General features: G+C 66.0%; 22 protein-coding genes and 1 pseudogene. 9 read left to right on the top strand and 14 right to left on the bottom strand.

Annotation, left to right across the window (positions count from 1 at the left end):
• Positions 1 to 43 precede the first annotated feature (43 nt).
• Both EET10_RS30245 and EET10_RS15485 read left to right on the top strand, forming a co-directional pair.
• Positions 44 to 361, top strand: coding sequence for a hypothetical protein (locus EET10_RS30245; RefSeq protein ID WP_136622955.1), 318 nt, complete (start codon positions 44 to 46; stop codon positions 359 to 361).
• 58 nt (positions 362 to 419) lie between these two features.
• On the top strand, positions 420 to 1,247 hold the full coding sequence (locus EET10_RS15485) for an SDR family NAD(P)-dependent oxidoreductase (RefSeq protein WP_036405405.1): 828 nt from the start codon (positions 420 to 422) through the stop codon (positions 1,245 to 1,247).
• A gap of 882 nt (positions 1,248 to 2,129) precedes the next feature.
• Here the strand turns inward: EET10_RS15485 and EET10_RS15480 are convergent.
• The 5 genes from EET10_RS15480 to EET10_RS15460 form a co-directional block, all read right to left on the bottom strand.
• Entirely contained in the window at positions 2,130 to 2,903 is a 774-nt protein-coding gene (locus EET10_RS15480; protein ID WP_122502283.1) for an ATP-binding protein, read from the bottom strand.
• Positions 2,900 to 4,417 (bottom strand): IS21 family transposase, encoded by a 1,518-nt coding sequence (gene istA / locus EET10_RS15475; protein ID WP_122502282.1) that lies wholly within the window; start codon positions 4,415 to 4,417, stop codon positions 2,900 to 2,902. Before istA ends, EET10_RS15480 begins: the two co-directional genes overlap by 4 nt.
• 222 nt (positions 4,418 to 4,639) lie before the next feature.
• The gene (locus tag EET10_RS15470; protein WP_036405404.1) at positions 4,640 to 5,068 is read right to left on the bottom strand and encodes a cellulose-binding domain-containing protein; all 429 of its coding nucleotides are present in this window, start codon (positions 5,066 to 5,068) and stop codon (positions 4,640 to 4,642) included.
• Between the two features lie 386 nt (positions 5,069 to 5,454).
• The gene (locus EET10_RS15465) at positions 5,455 to 5,856 is read right to left on the bottom strand and encodes a type II toxin-antitoxin system VapC family toxin (RefSeq protein ID WP_122502281.1); all 402 of its coding nucleotides are present in this window, start codon (positions 5,854 to 5,856) and stop codon (positions 5,455 to 5,457) included.
• Complete coding sequence (locus EET10_RS15460) at positions 5,853 to 6,146, bottom strand: type II toxin-antitoxin system Phd/YefM family antitoxin (protein ID WP_036405403.1); 294 nt, start codon at positions 6,144 to 6,146, stop codon at positions 5,853 to 5,855. The genes EET10_RS15465 and EET10_RS15460 overlap by 4 nt, the downstream gene beginning before the upstream one ends.
• A gap of 315 nt (positions 6,147 to 6,461) precedes the next feature.
• Between EET10_RS15460 and EET10_RS15455 the strand changes: the two genes are divergently transcribed.
• Positions 6,462 to 7,055: a TetR/AcrR family transcriptional regulator gene (locus EET10_RS15455; RefSeq protein ID WP_036405402.1), complete on the top strand. Its 594-nt coding sequence runs from the start codon at positions 6,462 to 6,464 to the stop codon at positions 7,053 to 7,055.
• A 52-nt stretch (positions 7,056 to 7,107) separates the two neighbouring features.
• Here the strand turns inward: EET10_RS15455 and EET10_RS15450 are convergent, their stop codons facing one another.
• Positions 7,108 to 8,070, bottom strand: a complete 963-nt coding sequence (locus EET10_RS15450) for a carbohydrate kinase family protein (RefSeq protein ID WP_244601960.1) — start codon at positions 8,068 to 8,070, stop codon at positions 7,108 to 7,110.
• A 148-nt stretch (positions 8,071 to 8,218) separates the two neighbouring features.
• Between EET10_RS15450 and EET10_RS15445 the strand changes: the two genes are divergently transcribed.
• Both EET10_RS15445 and EET10_RS15440 read left to right on the top strand, forming a co-directional pair.
• Positions 8,219 to 8,848, top strand: coding sequence for a nitroreductase family protein (locus tag EET10_RS15445; RefSeq protein WP_051490664.1), 630 nt, complete (start codon positions 8,219 to 8,221; stop codon positions 8,846 to 8,848).
• A 96-nt stretch (positions 8,849 to 8,944) separates the two neighbouring features.
• A complete protein-coding gene (locus tag EET10_RS15440) occupies positions 8,945 to 9,712 on the top strand; it encodes a fructosamine kinase family protein (protein WP_063466665.1) in 768 nt (255 codons plus the stop codon).
• A 68-nt stretch (positions 9,713 to 9,780) separates the two neighbouring features.
• Here EET10_RS15440 and EET10_RS15435 read toward each other — a convergent pair whose 3' ends face one another.
• Positions 9,781 to 11,568, bottom strand: coding sequence for a PE family protein (locus EET10_RS15435; RefSeq protein WP_122502280.1), 1,788 nt, complete (start codon positions 11,566 to 11,568; stop codon positions 9,781 to 9,783).
• Positions 11,569 to 12,417: 849 nt separating this feature from the next.
• On the opposite strand from EET10_RS15435, the gene EET10_RS15430 reads away from it, so the two are divergent.
• Positions 12,418 to 13,395 carry an NAD(P)H-hydrate epimerase gene (locus EET10_RS15430; protein ID WP_167480182.1) on the top strand — a complete coding sequence of 326 codons (978 nt, stop codon included), beginning with the start codon at positions 12,418 to 12,420 and terminating at the stop codon, positions 13,393 to 13,395.
• 40 nt (positions 13,396 to 13,435) lie between these two features.
• Here the strand turns inward: EET10_RS15430 and EET10_RS30240 are convergent, their stop codons facing one another.
• The gene (locus tag EET10_RS30240; RefSeq protein WP_136624737.1) at positions 13,436 to 13,645 is read right to left on the bottom strand and encodes a hypothetical protein; all 210 of its coding nucleotides are present in this window, start codon (positions 13,643 to 13,645) and stop codon (positions 13,436 to 13,438) included.
• A 94-nt stretch (positions 13,646 to 13,739) separates the two neighbouring features.
• Between EET10_RS30240 and EET10_RS15425 the strand changes: the two genes are divergently transcribed.
• Entirely contained in the window at positions 13,740 to 14,795 is a 1,056-nt protein-coding gene (locus EET10_RS15425) for an LOG family protein (RefSeq protein WP_036405395.1), read from the top strand.
• Positions 14,796 to 14,859: 64 nt separating this feature from the next.
• Here EET10_RS15425 and EET10_RS15420 read toward each other — a convergent pair whose 3' ends face one another.
• From EET10_RS15420 to EET10_RS15405, 4 genes are all read right to left on the bottom strand, one after another.
• Positions 14,860 to 16,683 (bottom strand): adenylate/guanylate cyclase domain-containing protein, encoded by a 1,824-nt coding sequence (locus EET10_RS15420; RefSeq protein ID WP_063466514.1) that lies wholly within the window; start codon positions 16,681 to 16,683, stop codon positions 14,860 to 14,862.
• A 225-nt stretch (positions 16,684 to 16,908) separates the two neighbouring features.
• On the bottom strand, positions 16,909 to 17,442 hold the full coding sequence (locus EET10_RS15415) for a phenylacetate--CoA ligase family protein (protein WP_063466515.1): 534 nt from the start codon (positions 17,440 to 17,442) through the stop codon (positions 16,909 to 16,911).
• Between the two features lie 25 nt (positions 17,443 to 17,467).
• A complete protein-coding gene (locus EET10_RS15410; protein ID WP_122502279.1) occupies positions 17,468 to 18,286 on the bottom strand; it encodes a hypothetical protein in 819 nt (272 codons plus the stop codon).
• Positions 18,283 to 18,741 carry a TetR family transcriptional regulator C-terminal domain-containing protein gene (locus EET10_RS15405; RefSeq protein ID WP_063466517.1) on the bottom strand — a complete coding sequence of 153 codons (459 nt, stop codon included), beginning with the start codon at positions 18,739 to 18,741 and terminating at the stop codon, positions 18,283 to 18,285. The genes EET10_RS15410 and EET10_RS15405 overlap by 4 nt, the downstream gene beginning before the upstream one ends.
• Before the next feature lie 337 nt (positions 18,742 to 19,078).
• Here EET10_RS15405 and EET10_RS15400 point away from each other — a divergent pair, with 337 nt between their 5' ends.
• Positions 19,079 to 19,684 (top strand): Crp/Fnr family transcriptional regulator, encoded by a 606-nt coding sequence (locus EET10_RS15400; RefSeq protein ID WP_036405385.1) that lies wholly within the window; start codon positions 19,079 to 19,081, stop codon positions 19,682 to 19,684.
• 21 nt (positions 19,685 to 19,705) lie between these two features.
• On the opposite strand, the pseudogene EET10_RS15395 reads toward EET10_RS15400, so the two are convergent.
• Positions 19,706 to 20,499 (bottom strand): annotated as a pseudogene (locus EET10_RS15395) (FAD-dependent monooxygenase); the annotation flags it as partial.
• Between the two features lie 139 nt (positions 20,500 to 20,638).
• Complete coding sequence (gene hrpA / locus EET10_RS15390; protein WP_122502278.1) at positions 20,639 to 24,610, bottom strand: ATP-dependent RNA helicase HrpA; 3,972 nt, start codon at positions 24,608 to 24,610, stop codon at positions 20,639 to 20,641.
• Between the two features lie 180 nt (positions 24,611 to 24,790).
• Between hrpA and EET10_RS29650 the strand changes: the two genes are divergently transcribed.
• Positions 24,791 to 24,961, top strand: a complete 171-nt coding sequence (locus EET10_RS29650; RefSeq protein ID WP_167480181.1) for a hypothetical protein — start codon at positions 24,791 to 24,793, stop codon at positions 24,959 to 24,961.
• The last annotated feature ends 219 nt before the right edge of the window (positions 24,962 to 25,180 follow it).

Genomic DNA, 25,180 nt, shown 5'->3' with positions numbered 1-25,180 from the left:
TGTGCAGTCGAAGATGTCACAGACGTGCGAGCACTCTCACTACATGGACTCACAGCTGCGATCTGCCGATAAGCGACATTATGTCAGGTTAAAGTCCTGCATATTGCAACCGCTATCGCCGCTGGCAAGCTCGCTGTGCTCGACGGCGATGATGACGCTGGAATGCAGGCAGCCGTGCGACGTCGCCGTCGAAGATGTCGTCGTGCGCAGCGTAGTCAGCGATGCTGATTCGCAACACCAGGACAAAGCGCAGCGCTTGGTCAATGGCCCGCATCTGGTCTGGCGGACCATTCCCTGGCGAGATGACAGCACCATGCGCAGCCGCGCATCAACACAACACGACGCATCTCGGCGAAGCTGAGGGTCATTTGAACAGCAATGTCGTCTTCTGGTGTCAAGCGCCGCGATATGCTCCCAGCGTGTCAGCAAGGACGATCGTCATTACCGGTGCCAGCGACGGCATTGGCGCTGCGGCGGCACGCCGGCTAAGTCACAACGACGAAAACGTCGTCGTTGTTGGCCGGAGCCGAAGCAAGACTACCGCGGTGGCCGCGGAATTAGGCGCGGACTATTTCGTGGCAGACTTCGCTGATCTTTGGCAGGTTCGAGCCCTGGCAGACAAAATTCGTTCGCAGTACCCGCGTATCGACGTACTGGTCAACAATGCGGGTGGAATGACCAACAAACCCTACCTGACGGCTGACGGCTACGAGATAACTTATCAGGTCAACTACTTGGCGCCATTTCTACTCACTACGCAGCTTTTGGATTTATTGGTCGAGTCCCGGGCCAGTGTAATCAATACGTCCAGCGGGGCGCATAAATGGGTTCGTAATATCGCCATTGCCGACTTCGAGAACACCCTGCGGCGCCGTCCCATCGTCGCCTATGCCATCTCGAAGCTGGCAAACATCTTGTTCACCAGGGAATTACATCGACGCTACCATCCTGACGGGCTCTCGGTTGCAGCGGTACACCCTGGTGTGGTCGCCACCAATTTCAGCCGGGCTTCGGGTTCACAGGTTTTTGCGCTCTTGGAAAAGCTGTCGCTTCCCCGACTGTTTGCGACCGCAGAGCAGGGAGCCGCGCCGCTGGCCTGGCTCGCGTCAAGTACACCCGGAATCGATTGGCAGCCAGGCGAATATTACGCGAAGAGCGAGATCGCGAAAGCCAGCCGCACGGCCTGTGACCGGCACCTTGCCAGCGACTTGTGGGATCGGACTCTGGCAACGATAGGCCACCTATAACAGTATTTCTCCATGTCCGCCGGCGCAGATTGCCGAAGACCTGTGCGATGTTCGCAGAACCCGATGTCACCGATTTGTGACCAGGTGGTGAATCTATCGGCGGTGTCGAATTCTTGACAATCCTGGATCAGCCATTCCGCCGCTGCCGTATATGCAGGTGTGCTCCCGACGGCCCACCTGCGACGGCATCAGATTTGGTTCCGGAGTCAGCCTGTTCAGCGTGCGCAGCACTGATTTCACCGCATAGGGTTATCTCGATGTCGGGACCAACCCGAGACTGGTGTCGTGCGCACACCGACTGTTGCGGCAATATGAAGGGCTCCGCGGCGAGCGGAATCCTGGCCGGGCTCCCCTCGCCCCGGCAGGCGTCGCTGCCAAGGGAATTCAACAGATCTCGACACCGCCGATATCCAACGAAACACTGCGTATTGCGTCAGGCGCGTCACCGCCTTCGGGGTGGCGGCAGGACACGCAGATAACCACGTCGGTTATCGGAGGTATGCCCTTTTGGCGCCGCTCTGGTCTGGCGAGCTAACGGCACATGAAGCTGATCGGCGGGCATACCCTTCTGCACAGGTACCCGGGCGCTACCGAACCCGAGTTTGGGTGCTCAGTCGAGTCCGAAATTCTCGGTCTCCGGGAGATTTGCGCTGTTCAGGGCAACACTCGGCGGCAGTGGGATCGGCACATCTGTTCACTGAGCCTATGCGGCATGGCCGCACTGTCGGAGCCGTCGAGCCTCAGTGCTCCGCCGCCTTGTCAATGGACAGCTGAAACTGCCCATGGGCGGACATGAGAACTGCTCGTAGGTGGCCAATAAGAACTGCCCAGTGGCGGACACGAATCTGCCCATGACGGTGGGTCCGCCACCGGTAGCGTGTGTCAGGTCAGGGGTTTGACTCCTTTCCCGTGCAGGGCTTGGGCCAGGCGCACGGAGTCTCCGCTGGTTTGGCACAGGTGCGCATGGTGCAGGAGTCGGTCGACGGTCGCGGTGGCCAATGTTTTGGGCATCAGCTCGTCGAAGCCGCTCGGGTGCAGATTGGACGAGATCGCCACCGACCTGCGCTCATAGGCTGCTTCGACAATGCGGTAAAGCCCTTCTGCGGCATCCGCGCCGACCGGGAGTAGCCCGACGTCATCAATGACGACGAGCTCAGCGCGCACGATCTTGGCCACGGCCTTTCCGAGGGAATCGTCAGCGCGGTGCGCCCGCACGAGCACCCCGATCTGCTCGAGGGTGAACCACGCCACCGGCATACCGGCCTCAATGACTTTCTGCCCCAGGGCTTCGAGGAAGAACGTCTTACCGGTGCCGGCGGGCCCGCAGACCACCAGATTTTCACGACGACCCACCCATTCCAGGGTCTGTAGCGCGTGTTGGGTAGGCAGCGGGATCGAGGATGCGGCCGGGTCCCACGCGTCGAAGGTCTTCCCAGTGGGGAAGCCGGCGGCTTTGCGGCGGGAGGCCAGCATGGAGCGGGCGCGGCCGGCGGATTCTTCGGCCAACAGTGCTTTGATGACTTCGGTGGGATCCCAGCGTTGCGCGCGGGCGGTGGCCAGCACGTCGGCGGCGATCGCCCGGGCGTGCGGCAACCGCAGCCCACGCATCAAGGTTTCGACGTCGGCGGGCAGCGCCGCGGTGGTGGTGGTGTTCATGCGATACCTGCCTCAGGGGCATCGATGATGTTGGCGCCGAACAGGTTCCACCCGCTGGTGCCTTGCGCCAGTGAGGTGTCCTCACCGGCGCCGCGACGGGTCAGGTCTAGGCCCTTGGCGGCAAGGATGGAATCCAAGTCGCCGGTGGCGAAGCGGCCATGCACGGCCGCATGACCCAAGGCCCAGTCGACATCCGCGCGACCGGCCAACGCGGAGAGTTCGACGGCGTGGGCCATTTTCTGCAGGATGCGTTCGGTGCCGACGGCGGCCGCTTCTTTGAGCCACACCGCCGCACCGGGACCCAGCGCCAAGAATGTCTGCTCGGAGACGGTGCGGGCCCGGACGCGGTAATCGCCGGGAATCCTGTCGCGGTGCCCGGGGAAGTGACTGTCGTTGATGGCGGGGCTGCCCGGGGTGGCGCGGTGGTGTCGCGCCACCTCCACCGGGCCTGCGTCATCGAGAGCACAGATGACGACCTCGCCGGTGTGGTCGTGGTGTCGGATCCACACGGTGTGCCCCAATAGTGTTGCCGGTAGCGAGTATTGGCAGTGTTCGAAGGTGACCATGGGGGTGTTGTCGGGGACTCGGCGGGTCACTCCGAGAGCGGCGGTGTGGGGTAGGTCGGGTACCGCGTGCAGGGCGGGGCGTTCCTGGCTGAGCATCTCGACTGGTCGACGGCCGGTGGTGCGGTGCACGCGGGCATTGATGTCGGTGACGAACTGCGCGCATGCTGTTTCGACGTCGGCGAAACTGTCGTACTCGGGTAGCAGGTTGGTATCGGTGGGCACGATGTCGGCTTTGGCGAGTTTCACCGCGTTCTCCACGCCACCTTTGGACGCCGGGTCGGCGGGTTCACAAGTCAATACCGAGATGCCGTAGTAGCGCCCGAAGGTCACCGCCAGGCGGTTGCGGACCGGGACCCCAGCGATGTGTCCGGTGGTGACGGTTTTCTCGTTGTCGGTCAGCAGGTAGGTCGGCGCACCGCCCACGATCCGAAAGATTCGGTCCAGTCCGGCGAAGACACTGGGCGCGGTGCGGTCCCGCAACGCGATCACCACCCGGTATCGGCTCCACGCCAACCACGCCACCAACAGCACGATCCGCCGGCCGGCCACCATCGGGCCGTCGGCAAAGTCGTACTGCAGCCACAGTCCGGGCTCGGTGATCCAGGGCCGGTGCACCCGCGTATTGCCCAGTCGCCATTGCGATTTGACTTCAGCCAACGCACGTCGGGTCGTGCGGTCAGTGCCGGTATATCCCAACGCCACCAACTTTTCGTGGGCTTTGTCGCCGCGGATCTTTCCCTTCGAATCACAGACCCAGCCCTCCAGGACGTCGCGCCAATCATCGATCATCCGGGCTCGCCGAACCGCCGGCGGCAGACCAGCGTCGCGGTCGTCGACCGCTTTCTTCACGGTGTGGTGCGAGCACCCGCACAGCTCTGCAGCGGCGCGGTAGGAGCCGGTCAGGTCGTAGGCATTGAGTATTTCCATGAGTTCTCCGTCAGACTTCAAGTAGGTCTCTCCTGCGGGTTTCGATTCGACTAGGCATCGACATCGAAACCACAGGAGAGGCCGCCACGGCGCTGACGCGCCGGGCGGGATCAGGTAGGTCTGGGCAGATTCATGGCCGCCTGCGGGCACTTTCGTGTCCGCCGGTGGGCAGTTCTTATTGGCCGCGAACGGGCATTTCCATGTCCGCCAGTGGGCATTTTTTCATGTCCGCCGACACCGCCTCTAGCTGCATGGATATTGCCCGTTGAGCAGGCAATTCGACGGTGGCGAGTAGGAACCGCTCAGCACGCCTCTGAGACCACCTGTGGCTGAACCACCGGGCGCTATGACGCGATTCCAGTTCGCGGGGGTGAGAACATAGTGCGTGCCAGATTGGGTGACGGTGCTGTTCCACGTGTGCAAGACGGATTGTCCCACCGGCATGTCGAATTCAAGCTTCCAATCGGCAAGCGGCACCATGCTCGAGTTGGTGATGGTGAAGCGAGCGATGAAACCGGTCTGCCATGTATGTTCGACCGACAACGTCGCCGTCGCCGCAGCCGCATGAGCTACGGGGGTGATGGCGAGTCCGAGGATGGCAACTATCAGTGCCGACATGGATACGTGAAGCGCTGTGCGCCAGCGCTTCACGTAATTCTTCAGTCCGGCCATAGAAGCCAACATTAAAACCAAACAGGCGATATCGCCCTCGTATCGAGAGCAAGCTGCAGTAACTTTGCCCAACCGAAACCGTCATGAAATTTTCGTCTCGATCCACCTGAAACATGTATCGGCCCGGCCGAACGCGAACGTGCGGACGGGAAAGCCAGAACGTCAGCCGCATCGAGGGAGCGGAGTCGTTCAGTCGCCGGCAAACGAGCGGTCTCCCCCACCATCCCTAGGGCGGGTCGGCCGGTATCGCAGTATCGACCTCGCACGCCGTAGCGCCGCTCACGGTTCCACGGTGACCTCATGAGCGGGAATACGACGGAATCGAAGATGGCGGGTTACCAGGACTGCCCGGAGCGCCGGTCGAACACGTCCACTTGGCCTTGCTCTTACACGGTGATGATGCGCAGGGCGCTGTGAATGCCCCGGAAGTCGTTCTCGTTGCGGGTCATTAGCGGAATCCCGAGAGCGACGGCGACCGCGGCGATCAGTATGTCGAATCGGCGCGGCTTCGGATCTCGGCCGACCGCACGAACATTCGCGCACAAAGCCCCGTAGATGCGTGCGGCACCCGCGTCGAACGGTATTGGCTCGAATGTATCGGCGATCCAGTGGTATCGCTGCTCGCGCGCGGCGCTAAGCAGCGGATCCTCGGTATGCAGGCCATACGACAGTTCGGCAAGTGTGATTGTGCTGACCGCGGCCGCATCAGCATGAGCAGCTACCGCGTCGGCCGGATAGTCGATCACCACGGACGTATCCAGCAGCACGCGTTCATGAACCGTGATCACCGGGTGCTGCCCCAGGGCTCGGCGTCGCTGTCGTCCACCGTGGCGTCGAGCCGACGTAGTTCGGCGGCGAAGCGTTCAACGTCCCAGTCCGGAAGCCGCCTGAGGCCGGCTGCGACCTCTGCCACCGGCACGAATCGTCGGCGTCGATCTGCCGCGGCCCGGTCATGGGGCACCAGGTCAGCCACCGGGATTCCATTCCTGGTGACCGTGAAGCGCTCTCCTCCCTCGACGCGGCGCATAATCGCCCCGCTGTCGTTTCGGAGTTCCCGCTGACTGATCGTGGTCCCCATAACGACAAGTGTAGCGACACAAGTGCTACGCAATGTAGCACTTGTGTCGCTGCTGTGCGTAATGGCTCACCGCCGCACCGCCACCAACTCTTCAGGAACCAGCAGCAACGTCACAACCGCAAACCCGTTCCGAGACCATGGGTCCGGGGGTGCGACTCGTCATTGGATCAACGGATTGCGGCGGCAGAGACAGTCGCGACCTATTACGCGCTCACTGACGTTCAAAATAATGCTCTGCGGCCGAAGAACTGTTCAGCGCCGAGCCCCCCGCGGTCTCGGTACGATTCCTGCGACTGCATTAGAAGGAGGTCCGATGTGCAGAACCCCCGGGCGACAAACGATGACCTGACCGCCAAGGCCAGGATCCGAAACGCGGCGTTGGATCTGTACGCGCAGTACGGCGAGGACCGGGTGTCGCTGCGCGCGATCGCGGCCGAGGCCGGGGTGACGCTGGGACTGGTCCAGCATCACTTCAAGACCAAGGCCGGGCTTCGCCAGGCCGTCGATGAGCTCGTCGCGGACTATTTCTGGCAAGCGGTCGCCGAAGTAGACAATCAGGCCGGCCCCGCGGAGGCGGCAACCGCTCGGCGGGAGGCGGTCCAGCGCATGCTGGCCGAAAACCCCCCGGTGCTCAATTACATCCGCCGTGAGGCGTTCGAATTAGAGAAGAATGAGCGGATACCGCTGCTCGACGTCTTGATCGATAACGTCCGTCGTGAGGTCGCGGAACTGCGTGCAAGCGGAGTGGCCTCCACCGGACGTCACGAATCAAAGCAGGCGATCGCCGTGCTGGTGCGGCTCATGGGCGAGCTGTTTCTGCAGCCGTTGGTCGATGCAGCATGGCAGCGGCTCCCCCACAGTGATGACGACCCGACGCCGCGAGTGTCCGTGACAATCAAGGATTACTGATCTCGCTGTCCCGACATCCTCGATGTGCGACGAAGACTTCCAACGCGTTTCATTAAGCGGTGGCACTGTGATCGCCGCTCGCGAGCGCTTCGACCACATCGAAATCGTATGCGCCGGCGTCGGTTCCGATTCCGGTGGCGACATGCGCTGCGGTAGCGCATCCGAGGCGAGCCGCACCTCTGAGGTCGCGCCCGAGCGTGCGCCCGAGTATGAATCCGGCCGAGAACGCGTCACCGCAACCGGTGGTGTCGACCACATCAATGGCAAACGCGGGCACTTCGACGGTTTCGTCATGGGAGACGATCAGTGCGCCTTTGCTGCCCTGGGTCACCGCCACACAGCCGGGGCCTGCGGCAAGCAGACAACGTGCGCCGGCTAAGACGTCAGCCGCGCCGGTGAGACCGAGCACCTGTTCGTCGTTGGGTAACAGATAGTCAGTGTGCGCCAGGACGTCGGCGATCCACTGCAGCAGCCCGGGGTCCCCCGCCGCGAGAATGTCCACAGAGGTGCTGAGCCCGTTGCTCTTTGCATACTGCAGCAGCTCGCCGGCCGCCGGACCCCCGAGAAACTCGGGACCGCCCAGGTGCAGGTGCGACGACCGGATCACCTCGTCCAGGTTGAGGTCTTCGAGCCGAAGCATGGCATTGGCGCCCACGCAATGCCAGGCCGGGCGGTCACCATTTGGGCGCACCGGGATGACCGACGCCGAGGTCTGGGCCGCCGTGGTCCGAACCAGGCCACCGACATCGACCCCTTCACGGCACAGCATCGCCAGCAGGGCGTCGCCCATCGCGTCGGCGCCGATCGCGCCAAAGGAATGGACTGCGGCCCCGAGCCGGCTCAGAACGACGGCCGTACCGCCCGCTGTGCCTGCGGGGGAAATCTTGATCGTCGGAACGAGCTGGCCCTGCGAGCCCTCCGGAATGGACGTGATGCCGAGGACGTGGGTGTCGAGGACGTGCACACCGACGACAGCGATCTCGACTCGGGTCATCGGGCGGTCCGCCTTTTCCATGTCCGGCACCGATGAGGCGATGGCGGCCGTCTTCGCCAGGGCAACAAGACCACGCGGTCACTCTATGACGGGGCCGGTGGGACGGCATCGCATCCTGGGTCGGCCGTGTTGAATTGTGGTCATGACAGCGCACCAAGAGCCCTTGACCATGCCACTCGAAGAGGCGATGCGCACTCAGCGTGCCATCCGTCGGCTCAAGAGCGATCCGGTCGATGACAGCCTCGTGCTCCATCTACTCGAGCTGGCGATGAAGGCGCCAACCGGTTCCAACGCGCAGAATTGGGAGTTCATCGTGGTCAAGGATCGCGAAATAGTCGCAAAGCTGGGCCGTTTGAACCGCAGAGCCATGAACCTCGTCAGTCCGATGTACAAGCGTTCCTTCGAACGCCGCGGTGACGAGAAGATGCTTCGGCTGCAAAAGGCCGTGCAATGGCAGGCCGACCATTTCGAGGAGATCCCCGTCGTCGTCGTCGCGTGCCTCAGGGGCGTCATTCCACCCTGGCCGACGGTCGCGACGAGCAGCGCTTATGGTTCCATTTTTCCCGCGGTGCAGAACCTGCTGCTGGCCGCACGTGCGGCGGGGCTGGGTGCGGCATTGATCACCGTGCCGCTGTGGAGCACGCTACTGGCGCGGCGGGCATTGGGGCTGCCATGGAATGTCACCCCGTGCGCGGTAATCCCTCTTGGCTGGCCGATCGGCAAGTACGGTCCCACGACGCGCCGGCCAGTCGGAGAAGTCGTCTCCCTCGACAGATACGGCAATCGGGCATTTCGGTAGGCCGCCTGCCGCCAGTGCCGGCCGTGCGACGGCACAGATTCGGCGGCCCATGTTGGGAGAAGCGCGACAGATGACCATCGCTCCTCTGAAAGTACCGTGACCGAGTTCGTCAAGCGCCATGCTGGCGCGCCCGCCGGCTACTTCGCCTGGGAAGCCGCAGGGCTGCAATGGCTTTCAAGTGTCGACGGCGGCGTGCCGTGCGCCACGGTCGTATCAGTCGACGCAACGAGCCTGACCCTGCGGCGGCTTGATTCGGTGACACCGAGCCCTGAAGCGGCATACACGTTCGGCAGCCGGCTTGCCGTCACCCACGACGCGGGTGCACCGGCGTTCGGCGCAGGGCCCGACGGGTGGGACGGACCGGGGTTCTTTGGGCCGTTGTCGCAGCTGTTGCCGATGTCGCTACGGCGGCACCAACGCTGGGGCGAATTCTATGCCGAGGAGCGGCTGGCCCCGATGGCCGATCTGGCAGCCGCGCGCCTGGACGCGTCGACCCGGGGCCTGATCGACGGTGTCGTCAGGCGTTGCCGTGCAGGTGATTTCGACGACGACGACCAGCCCGCTCGGCTGCACGGGGATTTGTGGAGCGGCAATCTCGTGTGGACGCCCACCGGGGCGGTGCTGATCGACCCGGCAGCGCACGCCGGCCACCGCGAGACCGATCTGGCGATGCTGGCGCTGTTCGGCTGCCCGCACTACGACGCTATTCTTGCCGGATACCAACGGGTGCGATCGCTGAAACCCGGGTGGCGCAACCGAATCGGGCTACACCAGCTCTTCCCGCTACTGGCGCACGTTGTCCTGTTCGGCGGCGGGTACGCACGACAGACGCATGCCGCCGCCCGCGCCGCGTTGGCCCCCTGACGTTCCTGGTCACATTGCGAAATCAGTTGTCGGGAGCCCAGGCAACCGTTGCGGAATCGGCCGGGTTCCTAGGCCAACCCGTTAACCCCGGTTGCGCCGAACAACAGCCCTCCGGTGCCGCCGGCACCGGGAACGCCGGGGGGAACACCAGGCCCGGCGTTGCCGCCGCTGCCGCCGTTTCCGACCAACTGGGCGTTGCCGCCGTTGCCGCCGTTGCCGCCCTTGCCGACCGGGCCCCCGCCGCTGCCGCTCCCGCCGCCGGCGCCGCCGGTGCCTCCGCCACCGAACAGACCCGCGTTGCCGCCGGTTCCGCCGTCGCCGCCGTTGCGCTGGAAGGAGTTTCCGCCGTCGCCGCCGTCGCCGCCGTTGCCGATCACCAGGGCGCCGGTGCCACCGGCGCCGCCCTTGCCCGCGGTGATCCCACCGATCCCGCCTTCTCCCCCGGCTCCGCCGACGCCGATCAGCAAGCCGGCGTTGCCGCCCGCACCTCCGGCGCCCGCACTTTGGTTGCCGGTGCCGCCGGCTCCGCCGGCCCCGCCGTTACCGAAGAACAAGCCCGCCTTGCCGCCGGCCGCGCCGGCCCCGCCAACGCCGACCATGCCTAACCCGTCTCCACCGTTTCCGCCGACTCCGCCATTGCCGACCAGCCCACCCGCGGCACCGATCCCGCCTTTACCGGCGGTGGCGCCGGCGCCGCCGCCGCCACCGGTGCCGCCGTTGCCGATCAGGGCGGCGGCCGTACCGCCCGCGCCGCCGGTCCCGCCGGTGGTGAGGCCGCCGCCGCCCGCCCCGCCGTCCGCCCCGCTACCGAACAGCATGCCGGCGTTGCCGCCGGCCCCGCCGTCCCCGCCGGCACCGGTCAGACCTACGCCGCCGGTGCCGCCGTGGCCCCCATTGCCGAACAGCAGGCCGCCGGTTCCGCCGGTGCCGCCGGTTCCGCCGTTGACGTTGCCCGCTGCGCCGCTCCCGCCGGCACCGCCGGCGCCGCCCACCAAGCCGCCGGCACCCCCGGTTCCACCGGCGCCGCCGCTTCCGACGTCGCCGGCCCCGCCCGAACCGCCGGCGCCGCCGGTCCCGAACAGCGCGCCACCGGTTCCGCCGACTCCGCCGGCCCCGCCGAGACCGTTACCGCTGGACCCGCCGGCCCCTCCGGCGCCGCCGGTGCCGAACAGCAGGCCGCCGGTCCCGCCCGCCCCGCCCGCGCCGCCGAGGTTGTTGCCGGAGGCGAGCCCGCCGGCTCCGCCACGGCCGCCGTTGCCCAACAGCAGGCCGCCGGCTCCGCCGGCCCCGCCGTTACCGCCCGTGCCGACGACTATCCCGCCGTTTCCGCCCGCCCCGCCGGCGCCGCCGTTGCCGATCAACCCGGCGGCCCCGCCGTTGCCGCCGTTGTGGTTGGTTGCCCCCGACCCGCCGGCTCCGCCGTTGCCGTACAACAGGCCGCCGGGCGCGCCGTTGGCCCCGGTTCCCGGGGCCCCGTTGGCGCCGTTGCCGATGAGTGGGCGACCCAGCACGGCCAGGGTCGGCGCGTTGATCACATTGAGCAGGTCCTGCTCCACGGCTTGCAGAGGCGAGACATTGGCGGCCTGGGCGCCGACGTAGGAGCCCGCTGACCCCGGCAATGCTTGCACGAACTGGTCGTGCAGCACGGCCATCTTGGTACTGAGCGCTTGGTAGTCCTGACCGTGCGAAGTGAACACTGCCGCGATGGCCGCTGACACTTCGTCGGCACCCGCGGCCAGTACCGCCGTCGTCGGCCCCGCTACCGCCGCGTTCGCAGCGCTCAACGCCGAGCTCATCGTGGCCAAATCCGCTGCCGCAGCAGCGATCATCTCCGGCGCAGCGATCACAAACGGCATTGCCATCTCCTCACCCGCCGAACTCGATGACTCAGTGGTGCAGCGGCCATATGGGTGCCTGCGCTGCGGCAATTGCGGTGGTGCAATTGGATTCGACATCAGCAACCTGCCGCCTGTTGCGGGCAAGGCTGATCACCGACCTCTCGGCTTAGCGCGAGCGTAATTTCGCTTCAGTCGCGCGGTTAGACTTTCAGCCAGCTTTCAGCTGGCCCACAGCTAATGCTCGGGATGGCGGAAACCAGTCTCGGCCGGCTGATGAATGCCTTCCGGGGCCGAGACACGATCGGGGCGTCGGACGGCGGTATCGACGTACCGGCGCTCCCGGCACCCTCCAACGGCGAAATCGTCGGTGCGCCAACCATTGTCGTCCCCGATGTCCGACGACGGACCTCACACCGGATTTCGCGCCGACCTGACCCACCCAACCCGACCCAAGCCGACCTAACCCGACTTAAGCCGACCTGAGCCGGGAAGCCGGAATGGGCCCGGGGTCGTTGAATCCGTGGTCGAATCCGAATGCCGCCGGGCGCCAGCATGCGCGCGTTGCCGACGCTGTGGCCACGCGGTGAGGTAAACCCATGTCAGCGTTGGGCTCCCAGGAGTAGCGTGATGCCGGCCGCAGTGAAACCCGAATGCACCACACCAGGAGTGACGATTGGTCGCCACAATCGAGGCGGAGCCGGTTGAGCGGCCGACGACCGCGGACCCTATCCGCGCAAATCCCGGACGAGCCCGCCCGCGCACGAGTGATGCCACTTCGGGTCCGAACCCGCCGAGGGCGGTCAGGCCCCCAAGCGACCAATGCCTCGGTGCCCCAACGCCGAACAACAACATGATGGGCGTAACGACATGATCTCGATCACCGTGGCAGAACTGGCAGACCTGCTGGTGGAGACCGGCGAACGACACCATCAGGCTTACGCCGACACCGACGGTGCCGACCCCGAGTGGGCCTTGTGGTACAGCGGTTACCTGCAGGCGCGGCTGTGGGACCGCGCCGGGCGGTTGCCGTCCCGGAGCCAGCTTGTCGGGCTTCTCCAATCCGCCGAGCGGCGTTACGGCGGCGCTGAAGGCTGGCCGGCGCGATACGCGGGCCACCTACTGGCCGGGCTCGACGTGAGTGGACCGTCCAGCGACGTGTTTCCCGCCGTGATTGCCGACGACATCGGTTGGCTGACCAGGGAGCAGATGGTCGAGGTGGACCGCGTGATGATGCAGGACTTGCGTATCGACCTGATTCAGATGATGGAGAACGCCGGTCACCGGCTGGCCCGTTTGGTGCTCGCCCTGGCCGCGCCCGACCGGGTTGCTGTGGTCGCGGGTTCCGGCGGCAATGGGGGCGGCGGTCTGGTAGCGGCGCGGCATCTCGCCAATGCAGGCGTCGATGTCGTGGTGACGCTGGGCGGTCCAGCAGACCAGCTGAACCCGGTGCCGGCACACCAGTTCGACATTCTGCGACGGATGAAGGTGGCGACCAGCGACACCGTCGTCGATGCCGACCTCACCGTGGACGCGCTGATCGGCTATTCCCTGCGCGGCGCACCACGGGGGCGCGCCGCCGAACTGATCGCCGCGATGACGTCCGCCAGTTCGGTGGTCGCGTTGGACACGCCTAGCGGACTTGACGTCACATCGGGAGAGGCGCCCGGAGATGTCATCAGCGCCGAGGCAACACTGACGTTGGCGTTGCCCAAGATCGGTATGCGCAATGCACCGCAGGTCGGTGCTCTCTACCTCGCCGATATCTCGGTGCCCCGGTCGGTCACCGCCGCACTCGGTCCGCAACCACCCGACTTTTCCGCCTCGCCGATCCTGCGGGTGGTCTGACGCCGTAGCCACCACTACCAAGCCAGTGTTCGGCGCGCGTTCAGAGCCACCTGAGGGCTTTCACGAAATGTTCTGTACCGCTTGCTGATTTGTGTGTCCGACGCGGCAAGATCAGCTGGGCCGAACCTGTTCCTCGCGGATGGGCGAGGTCGGTATATTCCAGCGGAGGTCGATATTGATCGGCGCGAAGATTGCTGTTTACCGGCAAACCGGCTGCATTCGTTTTAGTTTGTTCTTCAAGAGATTTCATGAACGGTGCGGTTGCTCTTGTGTAGCGACGCGGTCTACCGGAGACCGCACATGTTCAGCCGACCGATGACCAGACATGAAAGTGCTGAGCTCAGATGCCGAACCTGGAAGTTCCGTTTCAGCCGCTCCGCAACTCGTTGTACACGTCACTGGAGCTGATGAGCGGCTTCGAACCGCACCGCCCACTCAGCTTCGCCGAGACATTGGATTTCCGCTCGTACCGGTACTTCACTGCCAACGGCGGCGCATGCCCCACCGATCCCTACGCAGGGATGATGCAGGCGCTGCACGACCACTCGATCATGCGTGCCCTCACAGTGTTTTTCCACAGCGTCAAGTCACCCACGGTGGCCATCATGGGTGGCCACGACGAGACTCGCACGACCCCGAACTATGCAAATGTGGCACGCCTCGCGCGGACACTGACCCAGTGCGGCTGCCTGGTCGCCAGCGGCGGCGGGCCCGGCGCCATGGAAGCCACCCACTTGGGCGCAATGCTCGCCAACACGTCGGACCAAGACGTGACCGAGGCACTGAAACACTTACAGAACCAGCCGACGTTGCCCGAGAGTGCGGCGGTGGTCTCCTGTACCGGCGAGATCGATACCGGGATCGTGCGCCAGCTACACGATTGGGCCGCGCCCGCCTACGAGATAGCCCAAACATTCGCCGACACCGGGGGGCGCAGCATCGCGGTTCCCACCTGGTACTACGGCAACGAACCAATGTCACCGCTGGCTACGGACGTCGCCAAGTATTTCCAGAACAGCATCCGCGAAGACATCCTGCTTTCCCTGGCGGCCAACGGGATCATCTACACCCGCGGCGCGGCGGGCACCATCCAGGAAGTGTTTCAGAACGCCGCCCAGAACTATTACCCGAGAAATGCGGTGGCGTTCTCCCCGATGATCTTCCTCGGCCGGGAGTTCTGGACCGAGAAGCTCCCCGTGTTGCCGGTTTTGCGGGCCCTGTTCGTCGGCGGCAAGAAGCTGACACCTGAGGACTTTGACCAACTGGTGCGCATCGTCGACACCCCCGACGAGGCGGTCGACGCATTGCTGCAGCAACGCCCGTCACCCACGAAGATGATGGACCGCATGGAAGCCGTCGGCTTCGGACCCCTCATGAAGGCCACCCGGCCACTGACCTGAGCGCGTTCGGGGCCCGAGTGCGGTATCCCGGGACAATCCTGGCTGGTCGGGCCGGAAAGTTCTGTCAGACAGGCTGATTCGATTCTTGCGAGGTCAATAGGCGCACAAAGCCGACGGGGGTGGCGAAGCCCTTGAGCATGACCGTCTCGTGCCGCTGGGGCACGTCGGCCACAATTTCCCGTACCGCCGGATCGTCGGCGACGGCGTGTGACAACACGATGTCGCCACCGGCACTCTGGCCCTGCAGGCGTGCGGCCATGTTCACCGTGGAGCCGAAGTAGTCCAGGCGGCCGTTCAACGTCACGACAACGCTGGGACCGGCATGCACGCCCACCTTCAGCACAAGGTCGCGGCTTACGGTCGCCGACGCGGCTATCCCCGCTTGCATGGCCAGCGCCGCGCGGACCGCTTGCGCCGGATCGGTGAATGAGGCCATGACCGCGTCACCGATCGTCTTGACCACCGCACCGTCATGCTCGCGCACGATCGCGGCCAGCAGCGTGAAGTGCTCGCGCACCAGGTTGTAGGCGGTGGCATCGCCGACCCGTTCGTACAGGGCCGTCGAGCCCCGCAGGTCGGTGAAGAGCAACGCGACCTGGCTGATCCCCGCATCGTCGCCCGGGCGCAGTGTCGCCTCGGCGAACAGATCGCGAAAAGCCTGCAGCGAGATCACTTCTGGCGCTGTTAGCGTCTCAAGAGCCCAGGTTCGGTCCTCGATCAACGCGGCCAGCTCAAAGCCGGCATCGTTGACAAAGGTCACGCGTCCCGGCGCGTTATCCCCATCCGCGACGTCCAGCACTTCCACGCCCGAGGCGGTGATACGCAGGCCGGGAAACGCGCCGGACCGGTACTCGATGTCGACGAAATCGCCCGGATGCAACGTACGTAACCGATACGAGCCCGCGGCCAGGTCGACGGCCACATCGCGCCGCTCCCCCGCAGCCAGCAGAACCTGCACGACGACATGTTGGGTCTCCATCGGCCCGGACAGGCAGAAACGGCCGACGGGCAAGGGGCGCACCGTGGGTGCCGGTGCGAACGTCAGCTCGACGTTGCGCTCGAAGTCGCGGTCGTAGTCGATGTTGCACGACGAACAGTGCGCGCCGTGCGGCAGCTCCGACAGGGTGGCAACGCTGACCTTGGCTCCGCGGCAGTTGGGGCAGAGCAACTCCCATTTCATGCTGAGCAGTCCCGCTTTCACGGCCGCCAGACAGGTCTCGGTCGCGGCGCGGGCCGGCACGCCGAGGGTGCTCGCCAGTACCTTGGGCCGAAGACGGGTGAGGTCGGTGGTCATCCCGTGCAGCACCAGTTCGGCGAGCCGCGCGCCCAGCCCGTTACCGTAGGGGCCGCGATCCAGGTCTTGCGCCATGGCCGTGGCCCGCTCCCGGGCACCGGGAGGCAGCGTGGGCTCCGGCACCACGAACGGTGTGATGCGGTCGGGCGGATGATTGCCGTGCGCAAACCCGACCGCCTCCACGACGCGTTTTCCCACCGCTTCGCCCGCCTGGGTGGCAAGCCGCGCGCCGAACAGGCGGCCGACCAATCCCAGTGGCTCCCATTCGAGTGAGTAGGTGACGCGCGAGCCCCCGTTACCGTCGGACTCGAGATCGAAGACCGGGCCGAAGCGACGGAATGGCCCCTTGGTAAACACCCGCGATTGGCGAAAGTGCCGACCCGAGATCCATTCGTACGGCTTTTCCTCCCACTCCAGCGAGAAGCCCGCCACCCTGCCTCGCCCGCGGCGCCGGACCGTGCCGTTGGCTTGCGGGGTCTCTTCGAGCGTGTAGGGCGGCAGCCCGAGCGCCTCGTTGAACCTGTCGGTGTCGGCCAGCACCGGCCACAACTGATCCGGCGGCAGGTCGAATGTCCAGGTCCACGTACGACGCATCGACCGGAACTCTAGACCGCTGACGGACGGTATGCGAGGTGCCACGACGCGCCAGGCGTTGAATCACCCTGGGATTCGATGACAGCCGGGCCTATTGGATTGTGGCCTGGGATAGCGCGGTCCGCTTGGTAACGTGGAACATCGCTGCGACCGGGTGGGGGCGCTGTGTGCCATTGGCGAAAAGGCACCCTCGACGCAAACTCGTCGTGGGCTCTCATCGAGCGGCTATGCGGCGGTGAGGGGAACGAAGCTCCGCAATTTTCCGCTGACCGGGTGACGGTCGAGCCGGTCGACGCGGTGCACGGTCACATCGGCTTCACGCAGACCGCCGTCGAAAAGTGCCTGGCGCAGGCGATCAGCGAGACCACTGAGGCGGCACTCGTCGGCTGTGACAGCGAATACGTTGATGCCGCATCGGGTTTGGCGCACCTGATAGTCGACGACCTCGGGCGTCCTGACTAGCACTGAACGGATCACGATGGGATGGACATCGACCGTGTCGTAGTGCAGCACGTCGTCGCTGCGCCCGTGCACGCGCGCCTGTAGATAGCCGTGTTCGGCGGCATCGGGCTGTTGGACGAAGGCGTCGGTGAGCTCATAGCGGATCAACGGCTGGGTCAGGTTGTACAGATTGGTGACAAGCACTTTCGCTGATGCCGCACCCCGTGCCACTGGCTGGTTGTGGGCGTCGACCAACTCGACGATGCACATATCGGTGCTGAACACCAGGACGTCATCGTCGGGTCCGGTTCGGCCCACGAGTCCTTCCGTGGATCCAAAGCCGTCAACAACCGGCACGCCGAATGCTGCACGGACGGCCGAGCGCATCTCGGGCAGCAGCGTTTCGCTCGTGGAACTCACCTGTGCCGGGGTGATCTGTAAGCGCCCGGCGCGGGCTTCTGCGGCCAGCCGTACCAGCATCGAGGCATATCCACTGAGCATCGGCGGCTGCAACACGTTGAGCCGGCCGACAATCTCGCCCAGTGGCAAAGTCGCTGGTACCAGGTGGGGATCGAACGGGCGAATCCGCACCACAGGTCAGCGCGCTCACCATGCCCGTGGCATGCACCGGCGATGCCGCGGCGACGAAAGCGATCCGAGGTCGCTCATCGAGCGTGTCCGACGCCAGCGGGGTTCCGATCGGCTGGCGGGCCACCGCGGCCGCAAAGGAAGTCACCGCGGTTCGGTCCAGGACAAACACCCCTCGCTGGCCGGAACAGCCACCGGAAGCCAGCGCGATGTAGTCGTCCAGGAGCGGCACCGGGGCAGCGGTGGTCGCCAGTGCCGACTCGACATGGGTGCGCCGCAGGCGGCGGTCGGTGAAGACGTCGTCGAGCGAGTCCATCATCTGTGTCTTGGTCATCACCGGCAACGCTGACAGGTCAGCAGGGTCGATGCCGGCGAGATCGATCCCCGCCAGGCAGCGGCGATGAAACGGCGAGCACTCGGCCGCCTGCATTAACAGTGTCTGCAGACGCTCACGCTGTTCTCGCTGGATCCGCTCGGCGCTCCAGGTCAGGCGGGCAAGCTGCTCAACTGCACCGTCTCGCATCGCGGTCAAAACGTCCTCACGAAAACGCTCCCAGCCCGGGCCGGCGGTCATCCGCGACGTCCTTTCTCGGCGGAGGTCACAGCCATGTCCAACAGCCCGAGCGCTCGCAACACGAGCTGCTCCACGTCGCTATCGGGCAGTGCATCTGGGTTGGCGGGCCTCTCGAGCGCGATACCGACGGCGCCGGCCTGCATAAGCTCAGCCATCGACCGCACCGGCACTGGAGGCTCGAGACCGATTGGCTGGTAAAGACTTTCCAGCACTGATGCGATACCGGCGACGGTGCGTGCATGAGCCTCGGCATGGCGCCGGTTGAGTTCGGCATCCCGCATCGCGATCGCGCGGAACTCAGCCAAGAGGTGCGGCCACCCCGGCTCGGCAGCAGCATCCTCTCGGGCCACCCGCATCAGCGCCCGCAGACCGTCCGCGCCCGCCAAATCTGGAGCGGCCCGCAGATTCTGCGATGCCCGATCCTCGATCCGACGCTCAAGCAAGGCGAAAAACATGTCCGCCGCGTCGAACGCGTGTGCCTGCTAAGAAGCCCGTCGGCGCTCAACGGGTCAACGCCCCACGTCCACGTGGGCGCCATAAGATCCCGTTTGGCTTGCCAGCCAATTGATTACGCATTCTGTTGGCTACTCCTGCTCGTGGCAAGTCGGACCTGACTCGGCTCGGCTTCGCGCTGATCTGGGGTCACAACGGCGCCGCTCTGACGACCTGGATCACGAGCCGCGCTGCCGCGATGCTGCGGTTTTGAAACGATCGGTCGTGCTCGCGATACTGCAACAACGACAGGGCGTAGGCTCCCCGATGCCGGGTCACATCGCATGTCAGGAGTGCACTATGAAGTCGGATGCGGGATCTGGGGAAGACGCCCGTTATGGGGATTACGCCCATCGGCTACGCGAGTTCACCGCATTCGACAACTTCTCCGATGCCGAGCTGGAGCTGCTCGCCCGAGTAGCCCATCACACCTCGACGTCCAAGCCGTGGCCGATGATTCATGAGCAGACTCCGGCGGATGCCTGCTACATCCTGCTCAGCGGGGAGGCGCGGGTATACGTGGGCCGGGATCCCGTTGCCGTGTTGGGGCCGGGTGAGGTGATCGGCGAATCTGTGCTCCGCCGTGGGAAACTGCGGTCTGCGACAGTAACAACAGCCGGTCCGGCCGAGGTGCTGCGTATCGAGCGTGATGATCTCGCGAGATTGCTGGACGTGATTCCCGCACTGCGTGAAACCATGGACGCAACTGTGGCGCGACATGCGCCGACGGTCGCTGTCCAGCCGGCCAAGCCAAAGCCGACGCGGGCCAAGGTAAACGCCTCGGCACCGGCGGATCTGGTCGACCGGTTCGAGCAGGCCGCCAGCAGCGCCGGTGTGACCGTCGCGGCCGCGCTGGAGGATGCGCTCATGCAGTGGATCGAACGAAACGGCGCCGCGCAATCCTGAGGATGGTTGGCCTCGATCTTGTCACTGGCCGCTAAAGGTCGAGGCAGTCGCGGCACGAGGTGGCCCGAACCAGGCGGTAAGGGCCGCACGCAGCCCGAAATCGGATCGAACCGCCACCCAGGCAACGTGACCGTCGGGCCGAAGCAATATCGCACTCGGCGCTGTGACCGCACCGAGCACCGGAAGCTCTAATTCGCCAACGTATTTCGCGTCGATCAGCATGACCCGATCGGCCCACGCAGCGATGTCGAAGCCGGCGGGCTCGGACAAGTTGAGCAGCACCGGTCGGGCACGATGCAACAGGGTGACTACCCGCGTCGGGCCGTCCGTGGTGACTACGTCGAGATCGGGCATGCGGCGCCCGAGCAGCGGATGTCCGTCCCCGAACGCGTGTGGATGCCCAGGCCCGACATCATCGCGGCGAATCGCTTGCGTGGCTCGTCCATGCCGACGAGCTCGGAAACGGTGTCGCGCAAGGCCTTGGTGCGGTCATCTGGACGGCGCAGCAGCGCAATTTGCGCCATGCTGTTGCGCAGCACACGAGCAGCGACCGGGTGCCGCTCGGCATGGTAGCTGTCCAGGAGAGTTTCGGGTGATATCTGGTTTATTACCTGACCCAGCTTCCATCCCAGGTTGACCGCGTCCTGCACACCGGTGTTGAGGCCCTGCCCGCCAACCGGGTGATGCACATGCGCGGCATCACCGGCCAGCAGGACCCGGCCGCTGCGGTAGGCCGCGGCCTGCCGCGCCATATCGGTGAACCTGGAAATCCATGCGGCCCTGCGGATCCCGTAATCCGTTCCTGTTGCCCCCAACTCCTGCCGCAATTTCGTTCCCCCAATTGCGGAGTCTTGGCCTCCGGCCAGTGATTTTGCGGCATGACCCGGGTCTTGCCGCAAGCCCCCGGGTGCCCTCTATGGTGAGAGTGGGAATGATCGGCACGTTCCTCCAAGGTCAGCAACCGCCGCGCACCGCCTCGATCGCGCGGTAGATCCGCTGCTCGCTGACGGCCCGCGGCGTGCCGAGCTGCTGGGCCCACAGGCTGACTCGCAGCTCCTCGATCTGACGCGTGATGTCATGGACGTCGGCGGCCGCGGCGGATGCCGGCGGCAGCTGCTGCAGCAGTTGGTGGTAGCTGTCTTGCACGGCGTGCACCCGCTGCATCCGCTGCCGGTCGGCCTCGACCGCGTACGGCAGCCGCTCGAGGCGCCGGCGGATTGCGGTCAGGTAGCGGGTCAAGTCGGTGAGATGCGCGCGTCCGGTGGTGGTGACGAACCCGGGTGGCAACAGTCGGTCCAGCTGGGCGCGTACGTCGGCCGTCGCCTCGGCCTGTGCGGGAGTCGGCGTGGCCGCCAACAAAAGCCGCACTTCCCGCGCCGCGGACAACGCCTTCTCGACACTGCTCACGATCTCGATGGTCGTCGGTACGAGCTTCGCCGCCACCCGATCGCGCAGCGTGGTGAACTCCTCGCGCGTCCACACCGGCGCCGCCACCAGCGCGTCCGTCGCCGCGTCGGCGCAGTCGTCGAGCAGCGCGGACAGGGACCCGTCCGGGTTCGCGCCGAGCATCAGACGCGTCCGCGGATCCAGTTGCCGTTCAATGGCTTTGAGAGGTGCGGTCACGCTCAGTCGTAGCAACCGCCGGGTGCCCGGACCCATCGCATATTCCTGCTCGGCCGGCGTGGCGAACACGCGCAGGTCAACGGCGCCGCCCGCGTCGACAAACGCCGGAAACCCTCGCACGGTGCGCCCGTCGACCGCACGCTCGACGACCCGCGGCAGCGCGGGCAGATCGTCGGGCCAGGTGCGCAACCCGGTTCGTTCCATCTCCCCCGCGACCGCATGCGCGACGGCCTCCCGGGCAGGCGTGGCCAGCCGCTCCTGCAGCGAACGCAGATCCTTGCCGCGGGCGACCTCGGTGCCGTCCCGGGACTCGACGGCGAACGTCACTCGCAGATGGGGCGGCAGCGTCTCCAGGTCGAATGCGTCGATCGGCACCAAAACACCGGCGCGACAGCGTAATTCACGCTGCAACGCCATCAGCAGCGACTCCTGTCCCGGATCGATCCCGGCCAGCACGGCCCGGGCAGCATCGGGAGCGGGAACGAAATTGCGGCGCAAGTCTTTCGGCAGCGAACGGATGAGCGCGGTAACCAGCTCCTCCCGCAATGCCGGCACCTGCCAAGCGAACTCGTCGCCACCCAACCGCGTCAGCACGTCGATCGGGACGTGCACCGTGACACCGTCGTCGTCGGCACCGGGCTCGAACCGGTATGTCAGCGGCAGCGCGACATCGCCCGTCTGCCATACGTCCGGCCGATCGGCACCGGCGGTATCCTCGGCGCGCAGCAGGTCGTCGCGACGGAACGTCAGCAGGTCCGGTGTCTTGCGCCGCTGCGTCTTCCACCACGCGTCGAAGTGGCGTGCCGAGACGACGCCGGCGGGGATGCGGGCGTCGTAGAGCGCGTAGACATCGTCGTCACCGACCAGCAGGTCGCGGCGACGGGCCCGCTCCTCGAGGTCCTCGAGCTCGGCCCGCAACCGCGCATTGTCGCGGAAGAACTGATGGCGCGGCTGCCAGTCGCCCTGCACCAGCGCATGCCGGATGAACAATTCCCGCGCCACCTGTGGCTCAACGCGGGCATATCCGACGCGGCGGCGGGCCACCAGCGGCAGGCCGTAGAGCGTCACCCGCTCGTATGCCAGCACCTCGCCGCGCTTGCCGTCCCAGTGCGGTTCGCTGTAGGTGCGCTGTACCAGGTCGCCGGCGACCCGCTCCACCACGTCCGGCTGGATACGCGCGGCGGTCCGCCCGTACAGCCGGCTTGTCTCCACCAGCTCCGCCACCACGACCCAGCGCGGCGGCCGCTTGGCGAGCGCCGAGCCGGGCGCCAGAACGAACCGCGAGTTGCGCGCACCCAGATACTCGCGGGCCTCCTCGCGGCGCATCCCCACATGCGAGAGCAACCCGGCCAGCAGCGCCGCGTGGATGCGGGCCGGGTCGGACTCGTCGGTCTCGACCCCGGACTCAGTCACGCCGAGGTCGCGCGCAATGCTGCGGAGCTGCCCGACGAGGTCCTGCCACTCGCGGATGCGCAGGTAGTGCAGGAATTCATCACGGCACATCCGCCGAAACGCGTTGCCCGACAATTCCCTCCGCTGCTCACGCAGATAGCGCCAGAGGTTGAGGTAGGACATGAAGTCGGAGTGCTCGTCGGTGAACCGGGCATGCCGCTGGCGGGCAGCCTCCTCGCGGTCGGCCGGGCGCTCCCGCGGATCGGGAATCGTCAAGGCCGCGGCCAGCACCAGCACCTCACGCACGCATCCCTCGGTCTGGGCCTGCAGAATCATCCGCCCCAGCCTCGGGTCCACCGGCAGCCGCGCCAGGCGGCGGCCCAGGTCGGTGATCGCGCCGTCGCGGTCGAACGCGCCGAGCTCCTGCAGCAGTTGCACACCGTCGCGGATGCTGCGCCGGTCGGGCGGGTCGAGGAACGGGAACATCTCGACATAACCGGGTGGCGCACCGAGCTGCAGCGCCGCCATCTGCAGTAGCACCGCGGCGAGGTTGGTCCGCAGTATCTCGGGATCGGTGTAGCGCGGGCGAGCCGCGAAGTCCTCCTCGGAGTACAGGCGGATGCACACGCCGGGGGCGAGTCGACCGCACCGCCCGGCTCGTTGCGCGGCAGACGCCTGTGAGATCGGTTCGATCGGCAACCGCTGCACCTTCAGCCGGCGGCTGTAACGCGAAATGCGGGCGTTGCCGGGGTCGACGACGTAGCGAATACCCGGCACCGTCAGTGACGTCTCGGCCACGTTGGTCGCCAGCACCACGCGGCGTCCGGTATGGGGCGCGAACACCTTCTGTTGTTCGGCGGTGGGCAGCCGAGCATACAGCGGCAGCACCTCGGCATTTCTCAAACCAGTCAAAGCCTCTGCGGTGTCACGTATTTCGCGCTCACCGGAGAGGAACACCAGGACATCGCCGGGCGGTTCGGCCTCGAGTTCGTCGATCGCGTCGACGATTGCCTCGATTTCGTCGCGGGTTTCGGTGCGCACGATTTCGTGGTCGGGGTCGTCGGGGTCATCCTCGGGGCCCAGCGAGACGGCGACTTCCAATGGCCGGTAGCGGATTTCCACCGGGTAGCTGCGCCCGGACACCTCGACGATCGGGACGCTGGGCCCGCCGTCGGCTCCGGCGAAATGCGCCGCGAACCGGTGCGGCTCGATCGTCGCCGACGTGATGATCACCTTGAGGTCGGGGCGCCGCGGCAGCAGCTCACGCAGGTAGCCGAGCAGGAAGTCGATGTTGAGGCTGCGCTCGTGGGCCTCGTCGAGGATCAGGGCGTCGTAGCGCAGCAGGCGGCGGTCACGCTGGATCTCGGCGAGCAGGATGCCGTCGGTCATCAGCTTGACCAGCGTGCGGTCGCTGACCTGATCGGTGAACCGGACGGTGTAGCCGACCACATCACCGAGCGGGGTGTGCAACTCGTCGGCGATGCGTTGCGCGACGGTGCGCGCGGCCAAGCGTCGCGGCTGGGTGTGTCCGATGATTCCACGGACGCCGCGGCCGAGCTCGAGGCAGATCTTGGGCAGCTGGGTGGTCTTTCCCGAACCGGTTTCGCCGGCAACGACGACCACCTGATGCGTGCGCACCGCGTCGGCGATCTCCTCCCGTCGCTCGCTGATCGGCAGCTCAGGATAGGTGATCGTGGGGACAGCGGCGTGCCGCGCGGCCACCAGAGCTTCGGCCGCCGCGATCTGGTCGCTGAGCTGTTGCAGCTTGTCGGACCTGGCACCGCGGAGATTCTTCAGGCGCCGGCCGAGGCGCGCCGCGTCGCGGATGGTCAGACCGTCGAGTCGGCTGCGTAACTCCGCCCTAGACGTTTCGATGGACGGCTCGGACACTCCGGCCAGGATAGGCGCCATCCGGCTGCCGCGGCGACACACTTCAGGTGGCCAACCGGCCGTCCGGTACCGCCGGGATGTGACGGAATATCAACCGTATGCTTCGCGGCGTTACCAACCGCGCACGGCAGGGTATGGGGTGCCCAGGACCTCGCACCGACGGCGGGCCAACAGGAAGATCTGACCTCAACGGAAGCGCTCATGACTGAATTCGATAGCGAGCACCTGGACCACTCTCAGAAGCTGGAGAACCTCGTCGACCGGCTCGATGAGAAGGTCGCGGACGAACGCGAAGCAGAAGGTGTTCCGGGCAAACCCAGCGACCGGGAACGTGCTGCTGCCGATGGCTCGGAGGACGAGCCGCCGGATTAGCCGGCGCCGCGCGTATCGGCACCGGCCTGCAGTTGTGCTGCGATGCGCCATGTTGGGCCGGTGACGCACGGCGACAATTCCGGTGGCCGGCAGTTGCCTTCCCGCCGGCGCGCGGTGATATTTCGGCTGCCGGCAGATTTGTGCACCGAACAGGTGTCCCCCGATTGGCGGACATGGTATTCATCCAACGTGTCGGTCGATCGGCGGACAGACCGCCTT

It is taken from the genome of Mycobacterium pseudokansasii, from assembly GCF_900566075.1.
Classification (GTDB): Bacteria; Actinomycetota; Actinomycetes; order Mycobacteriales; family Mycobacteriaceae; genus Mycobacterium; species Mycobacterium pseudokansasii.
This window is presented reverse-complemented; position numbering and strand designations above follow the sequence as displayed.